The following is a 13,283-nucleotide window of genomic DNA, read 5'->3' as shown; positions in this document are numbered from 1 at the left end:
CGCACGGAAAGTCCTGCAGAGTGAGTCTTCGCTCAGCAAGCGGAACACGAACCCTAGATGCCTGGTATTAACAAAGCTTTAATCTAAATTGAGGAGTCTGCTATTACGTTTTTTAATTCATTTTATTGGTATGCTGGATGGATTATTTACTATAATAGAAAGAAAAGTGGAATTGGAGTGTGTTCATGAAGAAAAATCAATTGGGCAAGTCAGGTATTTATATTTCAGAATTAACTTTAGGCTGTATGTCAATTGGAACGGATAAAGAGAAAGCAAAAGCAATTATTGAAACAGCTTTAGAAGCAGGAATCAATCACTTAGATACTGCAGATTTATATGATTTCGGCTTGAATGAAGAATTAGTCGGTGAAATTATCAAGGATTTTCGCCGAGAAATTATTTTAACTACTAAAGTTGGAAATCATTTCAACCCTAAAACAAAAAATTGGTACTGGGACCCTTCGAAAAAATATATTATGGAAGCAGTCAAAGACAGCTTGAAACGCCTTAAGACAGATTACATTGATTTTTACATGCTTCACGGGGGAACGGTTGAAGATCCAACTGATGAAACAATAGAGGCTTTTGAACAATTAAAACAAGATGGATGGATTAGGTCGTATGGGATTTCATCCATTCGCCCAAATGTAATCCGTGATTATATTAATAAATCTTCTATTGACGGAGTGATGCTGCAATACAGCTTATTAGACCGCCGCCCTGAAGAGGAAATTCTTGATTTATTATTTGAAAATAATATTAGTGCCCTTGCTCGCGGCCCGCTTGCAAAAGGTATGCTCAGCATTCATAGTGACCGTCAATTGAGTCAAAAAGGACATGAAGGATATCTTGATTACAGCTTTACAGAACTGAAATCAGTATTAAACAAAGTTTCAGAGCATATCGACCCGTCTATATCTTTAAATGCTTTAGCATTAAAATATTCTCAGCAGCATCCAGCAGTGGCATCCGTAGTCTTTGGAGCAAGTAATGTAAAACAGGTATCGGAAAACACTGATTTTGATCATTCTAAAAAACTTCCTTCAATGATTTATGAGCAGCTGCAGCAAATTACAAAAGCAAATGTGTATACAAATCATCGGTAGACAGAGCTGAGGGGATATTCAACATACCCTCAGCTCTATTTTTCCCCTTTTCAGAAATATGCTATGATAAACAAACACTTAAATAGTAACCAGACTATTAGCTGGAAGGTTCTGTCGCGTGCTGTTTATTGACTTTTTAACACGCTTCCAACAGAATAAAGGAAAGGACTGATTTGTTATGAAAAATCGTATAATTGCTCACCGTGGTGCTAGTAAGTATGCTCCTGAAAATACAATGCCTGCCTTTCAGCTAGCCTACGACATGCAAGCGGAAGGAATCGAGACGGATGTACAGCTTACAAAGGATGGCATTCCTATATTGATTCATGATGAGACACTCCAGCGTACAACTGGAGTCAAAGGTTTTGTTAAAAATTATACACTTGAAGAAATACAAAAATTAGATGCAGGGAGTTATTTTTCCCCTAAATTCAACGGTTCGAAGCTGATTACATTGGAAGAATTCCTGGGATGGGCTTGCAACAAATCTTTATACGTAAACTTAGAGCTGAAAAATAATAAAATAGATTATAAAGATTTGGAATCGAAGGTTTTAGATTTACTTGAAAAATATCAATTAAAAGAGCGAACTACAATTTCGAGTTTTAGTTCTAAAAGTGTAAAACGGATGAGAGAACTTGACAGTAATATGGATGTCGCTTTACTAAGATCGAGAAGGCATGAGGATCTTACGGGATATGCAGTATCGCTTGGAGCCAGCTCCTTGCATATTAATTATCGTTTATTAAATCATCAACTTATTGAAGATAGCAAAAATCAAAACCTCCCTCTTCGGGTATACACAGTAAACCGCCGAGGTTCAATCATGAAATGCTTAAAACGACAGTGTGATGGAATAATTACTGATGTGCCTGACAGGGTATTGAAAATAAGACAGAAATTTAATCTATAAGGACTGGAACTGATAGGCTAAGACTCTGTTCCAATAAACGGAGGAAATCGTAATGGAAATAACTTTTCTTGGTACAGGAGCTGGAGTTCCTTCAAAAGAAAGAAATGTATCTGCACTCGCCTTGAGTCTACTTCAAGAGGAGAATCATATTTGGTTATTTGACTGTGGCGAAGCTACTCAACACCAGATTTTGCATACCTCTATTAAACCGAGAAAAATAAATAAAATCTTCATTACTCATTTGCATGGAGATCATATATTTGGGTTGCCTGGTTTTCTTAGCAGCCGTTCGTTTCAAGGTGGCGAAGAAGAACTAACAATATACGGGCCAAAAGGAATTAAACAATTTGTGGAAACATCTATTCAAATTAGCCAATCACATCTCAGCTATCCCATTCACTATATTGAAATAGAGGATGGTTCTGTAATTAAGGAGCATAACTTTACAATTCATGTTAAGCAACTTGATCACGGGATTCCCAGCTACGGCTATCGAATCGAAGAAAAAAATTACCCAGGAGAATTGCTTGTGGATAAATTAAAAGCAATTGGCATAACTCCCGGCCCATTATATGGAGAACTGAAGAATAGTGAATCGATTGAAACAAAAGAACACGGTACCCTATACCGCAAAGACTTTATTGGACCGGAAAAAGCTGGTAAAATCATTGTAGTTATGGGAGATACCCGCTATCAAAAAGAGCATAGCGGTTTTGTTCAAAATGCAGATTTACTTGTTCACGAGGCCACATTTAACCGAGAGCAGGCAGATTTAGCATCCAGATATTTTCACAGTACAACACAACAAGCAGCATTACTTGCAAATAACAGCAACGTAAAGCGTTTAATTATCACCCATATTTCCTCTCGCTTTCAAAATATACAATATGAAGCATTACTAAATGAAGCTCGGGAGATTTTCCCGAATACCGTGCTTGCGAGAGACTTTTATAAAACAGAGATAAAGTAATTTTGAGGAGAGACAGCTATGGAACGCATACACACTTTAGTTGAAAATCAGCGTACATTTTTTATGAATGGAAATACGATAGATTATGAGTATCGGAAAGAAAACTTGAAAAAATTAAAGAAAATGCTGAAAGATTATGAATCAGAAATTTATTATGCTTTAAAACAAGATTTAAATAAATCCAAGCATGAAACATTTACAACAGAACTGGGTTTTCTTTATTCCGAAATTGACTTTGCACTGCGTAATTTAAGATCATGGATGGCACCAGCAAAGGTACCCTCCCCCCTTTCACATAAAGGGTCAAAAAGCTATATTATTCAAGAACCATATGGAGTCGTGCTTGTCATTTCACCATGGAATTATCCCTTACAGCTCGCGATTGCTCCGGCAATTGCAGCACTGTCCGCAGGAAACTGTGTCATATTAAAGCCTTCTGAACATGCAAAGGCAACCTCTCAGCTATTAGCATCTATGATTCAAGCTACTTTTGACAGTTCGTTATTCCATGTTGTTGAAGGTGAAGTAGACATAACGGAAGCATTGCTGAAAGAAAAATTTGATTATATTTTCTTCACAGGCAGTTCCAATGTCGGAAAGATAATCATGCGGGCAGCAAGTGAGCACTTAACTCCTGTAACATTGGAACTCGGCGGGAAAAGTCCAGCAATCGTAGATGAAGATGCAAACATCAACCTGACAGCAAAACGCCTAGTCTGGGCGAAATTTACCAATGCTGGTCAAACATGTGTAGCACCCGATTACCTCTATGTTCATGAAAGAGTTAAATTTAAGCTCATGAAGGCAATAGTGAAACAAATAAAATCCTTATATGGAAAAAACCCGCTCTATAACGAAGATTATACTAGAATCATAAACGAGAAACATTTTAATCGTCTGCTTCATTATCTAGATAGCGGAAAGGTAATTCATGGCGGAAATTCCGAGGAAAGCACACTTATGATTGAACCAACAATTTTAGATAAAATTACCTGGCAGGATGAGATTATGCAGGAAGAGATTTTTGGTCCAATTCTGCCAATACTGACCTTCAAAAATATTGAGGATGCTTTATATGAAATTAAACGACGTGATAAAGCACTTGCATTATATTATTTTGGCGAAAATGAAAAGATTCAGCAGCAGGTAATTGAATTTATTCAATTTGGCGGTGGAGCAATAAATGATGCTGTTTACCATTTAGCAAATCCCTACTTACCATTTGGCGGTGTTGGCAGCAGCGGAATGGGGCAATACCATGGGAAATTTGGCTTTGAGACATTCTCTCACCAAAAGAGTATTTTAAAGCAAACAACCAAAATTGATTTCCCTTTCCGTTATCCTGGAAGTAAATTAAATACATCTGTAGTCAAAAAAATTATGAAATAAAAAACAACCCATAGCTCCTAAGTGAGTCCTATGGGTTATTTTTTATAATCATCCAAGAAATCCTTCTGGAAACTTGTCCGCAATTGATTACCTGTGTTTCTATCTGAGCCTGATTCTTTTAACGGTTTAAAAGGATTCTCACCAAATTTCTCGGCCAGCTTATCAATTGTTTGCTGTAATACTTCTTTTTTTTCAGCTTCTTCATAAGTAAATAAACTCAGCTGCTCTCCAATGTTCCTCTTCTCTTCAATGTGCTGAACAGTTATTCCGATAAGACGAATCGGGTCTTCATTCCAGTGCTGCTCAAACAACTCATTGGCAATTAAGAATAAATCCTCTTTATTGTCGATATACGTATCAAGTTTCTTGCTTCGCGTAATTGTTTTTCGATCATAGTAGCGGATCGTTAGCTGCACACTTTTTCCAACCGCATCTTTTCTGTCCATTCTTCTAATCACATTATCAGCTAATCGTTCCATTAAATCTTTAATTTCAATTTCATCTGTAGTATCATTTCGCAGGGTCTGTGAATTGCCAATGCTCTTAAATTCATGAATCGCATCTGGGTCAACTTCACGATTATCAATTCCATTTGCACGGTTTTTAAGCCGCTCGCCATTTATCCCGAGTATTTGCCGCAGTTGATAAACATCAAATTTTGCCAAATCACCAATCTTATGAATATCTATTGCCTTTAGTTTTTCGGCAGTTTTCTCACCTACCCCGTACATTTCCTCGATAGGCAACGGCCACAATGTCTTGTCCAATTCCCTTTTTCTCACTATCGTAATGCCCAGTGGTTTTTTCATGTCAGATCCCATTTTCGCCAAGAATTTGTTTGGAGCAATTCCAATACTGCAGGGGAGGTCTAACTCTTTTAGGATTTGATTTTGAAGATTTTTTGCGATTTCTAAAGGGTTTCCTAAATGTTTAACCTCTGTCACATCTAAATAGCCTTCATCAATGGACACTGGTTGTACAAGAGGTGTAATTTCAGACATCATTTTAAATATTTCACTGGAAGCTGCCCGGTATCGTTCAAAATTCGGTTTTAGAAGAATTAATTCAGGACATAGCTTCTTAGCCTGCCAAACTGTCATTGTCGTACGAACGCCCTTAGCTCTCGCTTCATAACTGCTTGTCACAATTATCCCTTTTCTTTCTTCCGGATTACCAGCAATTGCAATTGGTTTACCTTTTAAATCAGGATTAAACGCCATTTCTACGGAAGCATAAAAACTATTCATGTCTATATGAAAGATAATTCTCCGTTTCGTTTGCAGATTCATGTTGGACATAGCGCAACATCCTTTTATGCTTTTTTCTTTATTATATCATATGAAAAACACCCTTTAAGAAAAAACCTAAAGGGTGCATTCTTTATCATTATTTTGCGGCTTCAATTACAATCGCTGTAATTAATTCAGTAATTTTAACTAAATTATCTACTGAGATGTGCTCATTTGTTGTATGAATTTCTTCGTAGCCGACTGCCAGATTTACTGTTGGAATGCCTAAACCAGCGATAATATTTGCGTCGCTTCCTCCCCCGCTTTTTAACAGCTTGCTTTCTCTGCCAATTGTCTTTGCAGCTTCTCGTGCTATCTCAACGACCTGATCTCCTGCTTGCTGTTTGTAGCCAGGATACATTAATTGTATTTCGACTTCCGCTGAACCACCCAACCCTTCAGCAACAGATTCAAATGCATCTTTCATTTTTGTTACTTGTCTATCTAATTTTTCCTTTTCAAGTGATCTGGCTTCAGCTAAGATTTCTACATGGTCAACAACAATATTTGTTTGTTTTCCACCCTCAAAACGGCCGATATTAGCTGTTGTCTCGTCATCTATTCTTCCAAGAGGCATTTTAGAAATTGCTTTCGCAGCGAGTGAAATTGCTGAAATTCCCTTTTCAGGTTCTACACCGGCATGAGCAGTTTTTCCTTTAATTGTTGCAAAAATTTTAGCTTGGTAAGGGGCTGCAACAATGATGTCGCCAATCTCTCCATTACTGTCAATTGCATAACCATATTTTGCCTTAATCAAGGAGGCATCCAGCTCTTTTGCTCCTACTAAACCAGATTCTTCCCCTGCAGTAATGATGAATTGAATGTCACCATGCTGAATGTTATGTTCTTTTATTAAAAGCACCATCTCCAATAACGCAGCTAATCCAGCTTTGTCATCAGCTCCTAAAATTGTTGTGCCGTCCGAGCGAATAATGCCATCTTGAATTATTGGTTTGATATTTTTCCCGGGAACAACTGTATCCATATGTGAAGTGAAATAAATTGGATCTGCATCGGGTTTGTTTCCTTTTAATGTACAGATTAAATTACCTGCACCATGTCCTGTAGCTTCTTTACTATCGTCCTCGTATACTTCAAGGCCTAATCCAGTTAATTTTTCTTTCAATACTTTCGCTATTTCTGCTTCATGTTTTGTTTCAGAATCGACTTGCACTAATTCTATAAATTCGTTTACAATTCTATCTTCATTTACTTTAATCATTATTATCTTGCCTCCAACTTGTTTATTTTACCATTATAACGGAATGTTTCCGTGTTTTTTGTGTGGACGTTCTTCCCGCTTATTCCGAAGCATTTCAAGTGCCTGAATTAATTTAATTCTGGTTTCCCTTGGGTCTATTACATCATCAACCATACCAAGTCCAGCTGCAACATAGGGATTTGCAAATTTTTCGCGATATGTATCAATTTTCTCCTGACGTAATACCTCTGGTTTTTCACTCTCAGCAATTTCCTTAGCATAAAGTATATTAACTGCTCCCTCAGGCCCCATAACTGCTATTTCCGCATTTGGCCATGCATAAACTAAATCCGCACCAATTGACTTGCTATTTAAGGCAACATAGGCACCACCATATGCTTTTCTCGTAATAACGGTAATTTTAGGTACAGTTGCTTCAGAATATGCAAAAAGAATTTTCGCTCCATGGCGAATGATTCCACCATGTTCTTGTTTTACACCTGGGAAAAAACCAGTGACATCTTCAAATGTTATAAGTGGAATATTGAAGCAATCACAAAAGCGAATAAATCTTGCAGCTTTATCACTTGAATCAATATCTAATCCGCCAGCTAAATATTTCGGCTGATTACAAATAAGACCGACGGATTCACCCTTAATACGAGCAAAGCCTACAACAATATTTTTCGCAAAATCTTCGTGAATTTCAAAGAAACTATCTTGATCGACTACTTGATCAATTACTTTTTTTACATCATAGGGTCGTACGGGATTAAATGGAACGATATCAGTCAGATCTGGGCGCATTTCATTTTCCACTATCTCTGATTTATATGGCAGATGCCTCGCTTTTTCTTTATAGCTTGATGGGATATAAGATAATAACTTTTTAACAGTATCTAAGGCCTCTTCCTCTGAAGGTGCTTTTAAATGGGCATTCCCGCTCCTTGAATTATGAATTTCTGCACCACCCAGGTCTTCGGAGGAAATTTTTTCACCTGTAACAGTCTCAATTACTTTCGGGCCGGTAATAAACATTTGTGATGTTTTGTCTACCATAATTACAAAATCTGTAATCGCGGGAGAATAAACAGCACCACCAGCACTGGGGCCCATGATTACTGAAATCTGTGGAATAACCCCAGAGTAAATTGAATTCCTATAAAAAACATGCCCGTATCCATCAAGCGAAGATACGCCTTCCTGGATTCTTGCACCACCAGAATCATTTAATCCAATAAAAGGGACAAGATTTTTCGCAGCAAGATCCATTACTGCAGCGATTTTATTCCCATGCATCTCTCCAAGCGCCCCGCCAAATACTGTGAAGTCCTGTGCAAACAAATATACGGGATTCCCATCTATTTTAGCATAACCAGTAACAACACCTTCACCTTTACCACCTTGGCTATTGACATTAAAATCAGCTGTTCTTGTTTCAATAAATGGATTTAATTCAACAAATGAATCTTTGTCTACTAGGTACTCAATTCGTTCCCTTGCTGTCATTTTACCCTTGGCATGCTGTTTCGAGATTCTTTCATCTCCACCACCAAGTTCAATTTCTCTGCGTTTATCATACAGCTCATTAATTTTATCAAAAATATCCATTATTCTCCACTTCCTTCAGCATGTTGACATAGTTCGAATAATACACCATGTGCTGCTTTCGGATGAATAAAAGCAATTTGACTGTTATGTGCACCAATTTTAGCTTCCTCATTTATTAACTGAATACCTTTTATTTTTAACTGATTCAGCCTGGAATGAATATCATCCACTTCCAAAGCGATATGATGAATGCCTTCTCCTTTTTTATCAAGAAACTTTTTTATTGGCGAGTTATCATGGAGGGGCTCTAATAATTCAATCCGTGTCTCTCCGATTTTGAGAAAAGCGACTTTGACACCTTCTTCCGCGACTTCCTCCATCCCCTCGGCAATTAACCCTAAAGCGCTTTTGTAAAAAGTTAAGGACTCCTCAATATTATGAACTGCTATTCCAATATGCGCAATTTTTTTAGGCGGCTCTGCAGATTCCTCCAGTCTAATCAATTGTTTAATATAAATCGCCATTTCTTCAGTAGAAGAACCACTGGTAAATATGCGTTTAATGCCCTTTTCGATAAGAAATGGGATATCTTCATTCGGAATAACACCCCCGGCTATCACTGGAATATCCCCTGCATCTCTTTTCTTCAGTTCTTCAATTACTTTTGGAAATAATGTATTGTGTGCACCAGACAATGAAGAAAGACCGATTATATCTACATCTTCTTGTATTGCTGCATTTGCAATTTGCAGCGGTGATTGTCTTAGTCCCGTATAGATTACCTCCATGCCGTGATCGCGCATTGCCTGCGCAATTACTAATGCCCCGCGATCATGTCCGTCTAGTCCAGGTTTTGCTATTAAAACACGGATTTTCTCCATATTCTTTTCCCCCTTAGAATCCTGTATACTCCCCAAACTCATCCCTTAGTACATTACAAATCTCCCCAACAGATGCATAAGCTTTAACTGCGTCTAAAATATATGGAATTAGATTCGTTTTACTGTTTTTAGCTGTTTTCCTTAAGTTTTCAAGCCTTGATTCTACTTCTTTTTGGTCACGTGTTGAACGAATAGCTTCTAAATTTTCTATTTGTGCTTTTTCTAATGCTTCATCAACTTTCAATAGATCAGGATTTACTTCTTCATCCAGTTTAAATTGATTTAAACCAACAATTACTTCTTCTTGCTTCTCTATATTTTTCTGTGTCTCATAGGCATTCTGTTGAATTTCTCTTTGCATGTAGCCTTCCTCAATTGCCTGTACAGCCCCGCCATATTCTTTAATTCGCTCAATATATTCTAAAATTTTTGTTTCCATCTCATTTGTCAGCGCTTCCACGTAGTATGAACCACCAAGTGGATCGATTGTATCAGCAATACCGCTCTCGTGAGCAATTATTTGTTGTGTACGCAGTGCGATTCTGGCTGAGTCTTCAGTCGGCAGAGATAATGCTTCATCACGCGAATTAGTATGTAAGCTTTGTGTTCCGCCTAGTACTGCTGCGACTGCCTGTAATGTAACCCGCACAATATTATTATCAGGCTGCTGAGCAGTTAATGTTGAACCCCCCGTTTGTGTATGAAATCGCAGCTTCCAGCTTTTCGGGTTTTTTGCTCCATATTCTTCCTTCATTATTCTTGCCCAAATTCTTCTTGCAGCTCGATACTTAGCAATTTCCTCGAAAAAATTATTATGTGCATTAAAAAAGAAAGCTAGACGGGGTGCAAATGAATCCACATCTAAGCCAGATTCTATTGCTGCATCCACGTATGCCATCCCATTCGCTAAAGTAAATGCAGCCTCTTGTACTGCGTTTGATCCCGCTTCACGAATATGATAGCCAGAAATACTAATCGTATTAAACTTCGGAACATTATTCTGACAAAACTCAAAAATATTGGTAATTAAACGCATAGATGGTTTTGGCGGAAAAATATAAGTTCCCCTAGCAATATATTCTTTTAATATATCATTTTGAATTGTGCCCGTGAGTTTTTCCAAGGGAACACCCTGCTTTTCCCCTACAGCAATGTACATGCATAAGAGAACTGCTGCTGGGGCATTTATTGTCATCGATGTACTTACTTTATCTAAAGGAATCTGATTTAGTAATGTTTCCATATCCGTTAAGGTATCAATTGCTACACCAACCTTGCCGACTTCCCCTTCAGCCATTACATCATCAGAATCATAGCCAATTTGAGTAGGCAAATCGAATGCTACTGAGAGACCCGTCTGTCCCTGTTCTAATAAATAGCGGAACCTTTTATTCGTCTCAGATGCCGAACCAAATCCAGCATATTGCCGCATTGTCCATAAACGACTGCGATACATCGTTGGTTGAATGCCCCTTAAATATGGATATTGACCTGGATAACCAAGTTCATATGTATCTTCGTCTGAATCATACAGTCGATCTACTTCAATATTTGAAGAAGAACGAAAGCTTTGCTTTCTTTCTGGAAAACGCTGTATTGTCTTTTCTACTTCTTGTTCCCAATCTTTTTTTTGATTCGGATTTATATCTGTCATACTTTTCCCCATCCCCTTAATTCAATTATATGAAAATTTATATAAAAATGAGGCTTTCCCCTTGTCCAATGCTATAATTCGCGATAAAATACAAAGAGTAGGATTCGCGATAAGGAGGTTACACGAATGTCTAAACATTCTTATACTAAAAAGAAATCTAAACGAGAACGCAGAACAAAGCTTATGGTTTATATTATGATTATACTAATGTTATTGTCAACGCTAACATATGGATTGGCTTTCTTTATCTAATGAAAGGTAAATCATATTTAAATAGCTTGAAAGTGAAGACTGGATATTACCTCCAGTCTTTTTTAATGTGCTAGATTGGAACACCTTGAATAAAAAGAGGCTGACTTTTTTGCTGTCAGCCTCCAATGAGAAATAATTTAAATTTCTTCACAATGTTCATCAAAAAGCTGCTGAAGCTTATTTGTTACTTCCATTGCAGAATAACCTTCAATATCATGACGTTCTAGCATTGTAACAATTTTTTTATCTTTTAATAATGCAAAAGATGGTGAAGATGGCGGGAATCCATCAAAATATTCTCTTGCTTTTTCCGTCGCCTCACGGTCCTGACCTGCAAATACTGTAACTAAATGATCTGGTCGTTTGTCAAAATGAATAGAATTTGCTGCTGCAGGACGTGCAACTCCCCCGGCACAGCCGCAGGTTGAATTAATCATTACAAGAGTAGTCCCCTCACGGTCAAGTGCCTTCTCTACTTCCCCAGGTGTCTTTAATTCTTCATATCCAGCCTCTGTAATATCTTTTCGTGCCGCGTCAACAATATCATTCATAAACAAGTTGAAATCCATTCGAACCTCTCCTTTTCAAATAAAGAAATATTTCAATTTATAGTTCTTAGCTTAACAACTTACACTTTGAAATTCAATGTAAAACGCTTGGGTTAACAACAAACTATTGAATTTAAAAGTTTTTTAACACTAATCTTTATTTGAAGTATATTCACCAAAACATTGCTTAACATTACTATTCGCGGACTGTTTAAAATTCATTTTCCATGAGCAGAACTAGCTATCTGATTGTGATAAATAAAAATTAATAAATTGAAGTATTTTCTTCGTTTGTGTTCTCTAGAATTTCCTTTACTCTAGCCAGGAATTTTCCACAAATTAATCCGTCAAGCACACGGTGATCCAGTGATAATGAGAGATTTACCATATCTCTTGCAGCAAACATATTGTCGATGATAACCGGACGTTTTACAATAGACTCCACTTGCAGGATAGCTGCCTGTGGATGATTTATTACTCCCATCGAGCTGACAGAACCAAACGAGCCAGTATTATTCACAGTAAATGTGCCGCCAGACATATCATCTGAACTTAGTTTTCCATTTCTTGCTTTTTGAGCTAGATCAACGATATCGCGTGCAATTCCTTTTATCGACTTTTCATCTGCATGCTTAATAACTGGAACAAATAGCTGTTCATCACTTGCGACTGCAATAGAGATATTAATATCGCCCCGCTGGATAATCTTATCTCCGGCCCATGTACTATTTAATTGAGGATATTCTTTCAGCGCTTGTGCAACAGCTTTAACAAAGAAAGCAAAGAAAGTCAGACTAAATCCTTCCTGTTTCTTAAATTCATCTTTCAAGGCATTACGGTACGCGACCAAATTTGTAACATCCGCTTCAACTGTCATCCATGCATGTGGTATTTCCTGTTTGGAAGTAACCATTTTTTGTGCAATTGCCTTGCGGACACCGGTAACAGGGATTTCTATATCTCCAGCTTGCATTTTAACACTAGGTACAATAGCTTTTGCTGGTTTTTCTTCTCGTTTAGTTGGTTCAGCAGCTGCAGGTTTTTCAGATGCTTTTGACATTTCTCCAGTCGCAATTAGTTTCTCGATATCTTTTCTTGTAATTCTTCCCCCACGGCCAGTTCCATTTACTGCACTTAAATCGATATCATTTTCCTGTGCCAATCGCAGAACTGCAGGAGAATATCTTTTTTTCATCGATTGATCAGCCGAAACATTTGAGACTGTTTCCGCTTTTTCACTTTTCTCCTCATCCTTGTCCGCCTTCGTTTCATTTGAACCGCCGTCGACTTCAAGATGACACATAATTTCACCAACAGCAATTGTATCTCCTTCTTCTGCGACAAGTTCTTTTATAACACCAGAAAAAGAAGACGGTACTTCCGCATTTACTTTATCGGTCATTACTTCTGCAATCGGATCGTACTTATTTACATGATCACCTGGCTGAACAAGCCATGTCGTAATTGTTCCTTCAGTTACACTTTCACCTAGCTGAGGCATGGTGATTTTTTCTGTAGCCATTATAAAT

Annotated in this window: 12 protein-coding genes; 5 read left to right on the top strand and 7 right to left on the bottom strand. The window is 37.6% G+C overall.

Annotated features, from left to right (window positions below; translation table 11 throughout):
- The first annotated feature begins 185 nt into the window (after positions 1-185).
- The 4 genes from NST93_RS03715 (at position 186) to NST93_RS03700 (ending at position 4,378) form a co-directional block, all read left to right on the top strand.
- On the top strand, positions 186-1,106 hold the full coding sequence (locus NST93_RS03715; protein WP_405101309.1) for an aldo/keto reductase: 921 nt from the start codon (positions 186-188) through the stop codon (positions 1,104-1,106).
- Between the two features lie 178 nt (positions 1,107-1,284).
- Positions 1,285-2,019, top strand: coding sequence for a glycerophosphodiester phosphodiesterase (locus NST93_RS03710; protein WP_405101307.1), 735 nt, complete (start codon positions 1,285-1,287; stop codon positions 2,017-2,019).
- Between the two features lie 52 nt (positions 2,020-2,071).
- Complete coding sequence (gene rnz, locus NST93_RS03705; RefSeq protein WP_405101305.1) at positions 2,072-2,989, top strand: ribonuclease Z; 918 nt, start codon at positions 2,072-2,074, stop codon at positions 2,987-2,989.
- An 18-nt stretch (positions 2,990-3,007) separates the two neighbouring features.
- Entirely contained in the window at positions 3,008-4,378 is a 1,371-nt protein-coding gene (locus tag NST93_RS03700; protein WP_405101303.1) for an aldehyde dehydrogenase, read from the top strand.
- 35 nt (positions 4,379-4,413) lie between these two features.
- Here the strand turns inward: NST93_RS03700 and NST93_RS03695 are convergent, their stop codons facing one another.
- From NST93_RS03695 to NST93_RS03675, 5 genes are all read right to left on the bottom strand, one after another.
- Complete coding sequence (locus NST93_RS03695; RefSeq protein ID WP_405103748.1) at positions 4,414-5,667, bottom strand: DNA polymerase IV; 1,254 nt, start codon at positions 5,665-5,667, stop codon at positions 4,414-4,416.
- A gap of 97 nt (positions 5,668-5,764) precedes the next feature.
- On the bottom strand, positions 5,765-6,889 hold the full coding sequence (locus NST93_RS03690) for a M20/M25/M40 family metallo-hydrolase (protein WP_405101301.1): 1,125 nt from the start codon (positions 6,887-6,889) through the stop codon (positions 5,765-5,767).
- Positions 6,890-6,922: 33 nt separating this feature from the next.
- Positions 6,923-8,479, bottom strand: a complete 1,557-nt coding sequence (locus tag NST93_RS03685) for an acyl-CoA carboxylase subunit beta (protein ID WP_405101299.1) — start codon at positions 8,477-8,479, stop codon at positions 6,923-6,925.
- Positions 8,479-9,300, bottom strand: a complete 822-nt coding sequence (gene mce, locus NST93_RS03680; RefSeq protein WP_405101297.1) for a methylmalonyl-CoA epimerase — start codon at positions 9,298-9,300, stop codon at positions 8,479-8,481. Before mce ends, NST93_RS03685 begins: the two co-directional genes overlap by 1 nt.
- Positions 9,301-9,313: 13 nt before the next feature.
- Positions 9,314-10,954, bottom strand: coding sequence for a methylmalonyl-CoA mutase (locus NST93_RS03675; RefSeq protein WP_405101295.1), 1,641 nt, complete (start codon positions 10,952-10,954; stop codon positions 9,314-9,316).
- Positions 10,955-11,080: 126 nt separating this feature from the next.
- Here NST93_RS03675 and prli42 point away from each other — a divergent pair, with 126 nt between their 5' ends.
- Complete coding sequence (prli42, locus tag NST93_RS03670; RefSeq protein ID WP_405101293.1) at positions 11,081-11,206, top strand: stressosome-associated protein Prli42; 126 nt, start codon at positions 11,081-11,083, stop codon at positions 11,204-11,206.
- A 137-nt stretch (positions 11,207-11,343) separates the two neighbouring features.
- Here prli42 and NST93_RS03665 read toward each other — a convergent pair whose 3' ends face one another.
- Positions 11,344-11,775, bottom strand: coding sequence for a BrxA/BrxB family bacilliredoxin (locus NST93_RS03665; protein WP_405101291.1), 432 nt, complete (start codon positions 11,773-11,775; stop codon positions 11,344-11,346).
- A 244-nt stretch (positions 11,776-12,019) separates the two neighbouring features.
- Positions 12,020-13,276 carry a dihydrolipoamide acetyltransferase family protein gene (locus tag NST93_RS03660; protein WP_405101289.1) on the bottom strand — a complete coding sequence of 419 codons (1,257 nt, stop codon included), beginning with the start codon at positions 13,274-13,276 and terminating at the stop codon, positions 12,020-12,022.
- Between the last annotated feature and the right edge of the window lie 7 nt (positions 13,277-13,283).

It is taken from the genome of Oceanobacillus sp. FSL H7-0719 (genome assembly GCF_045040795.1).
GTDB lineage: Bacteria > Bacillota > Bacilli > Bacillales > Amphibacillaceae > Oceanobacillus.
The sequence above is the reverse complement of the archived record's forward strand: the minus strand, read 5'-3'. Positions and strand labels throughout refer to the sequence as shown.

What these genes read in the sequence shown, in the direction of transcription:
- NST93_RS03715 (WP_405101309.1), top strand. Translation starts at nt 186, where the DNA reads ATGAAGAAAAATCAATTGGGCAAGTCAGGTATTTATATTTCAGAATTA.
- NST93_RS03710 (WP_405101307.1), top strand. Translation starts at nt 1,285, where the DNA reads ATGAAAAATCGTATAATTGCTCACCGTGGTGCTAGTAAGTATGCTCCT.
- rnz (WP_405101305.1), top strand. Translation starts at nt 2,072, where the DNA reads ATGGAAATAACTTTTCTTGGTACAGGAGCTGGAGTTCCTTCAAAAGAA.
- NST93_RS03700 (WP_405101303.1), top strand. Translation starts at nt 3,008, where the DNA reads ATGGAACGCATACACACTTTAGTTGAAAATCAGCGTACATTTTTTATG.
- NST93_RS03695 (WP_405103748.1), bottom strand. Translation starts at nt 5,667, where the DNA reads ATGAATCTGCAAACGAAACGGAGAATTATCTTTCATATAGACATGAAT.
- NST93_RS03690 (WP_405101301.1), bottom strand. Translation starts at nt 6,889, where the DNA reads ATGATTAAAGTAAATGAAGATAGAATTGTAAACGAATTTATAGAATTA.
- NST93_RS03685 (WP_405101299.1), bottom strand. Translation starts at nt 8,479, where the DNA reads ATGGATATTTTTGATAAAATTAATGAGCTGTATGATAAACGCAGAGAA.
- mce (WP_405101297.1), bottom strand. Translation starts at nt 9,300, where the DNA reads ATGGAGAAAATCCGTGTTTTAATAGCAAAACCTGGACTAGACGGACAT.
- NST93_RS03675 (WP_405101295.1), bottom strand. Translation starts at nt 10,954, where the DNA reads ATGACAGATATAAATCCGAATCAAAAAAAAGATTGGGAACAAGAAGTA.
- prli42 (WP_405101293.1), top strand. Translation starts at nt 11,081, where the DNA reads ATGTCTAAACATTCTTATACTAAAAAGAAATCTAAACGAGAACGCAGA.
- NST93_RS03665 (WP_405101291.1), bottom strand. Translation starts at nt 11,775, where the DNA reads ATGGATTTCAACTTGTTTATGAATGATATTGTTGACGCGGCACGAAAA.
- NST93_RS03660 (WP_405101289.1), bottom strand. Translation starts at nt 13,276, where the DNA reads ATGGCTACAGAAAAAATCACCATGCCTCAGCTAGGTGAAAGTGTAACT.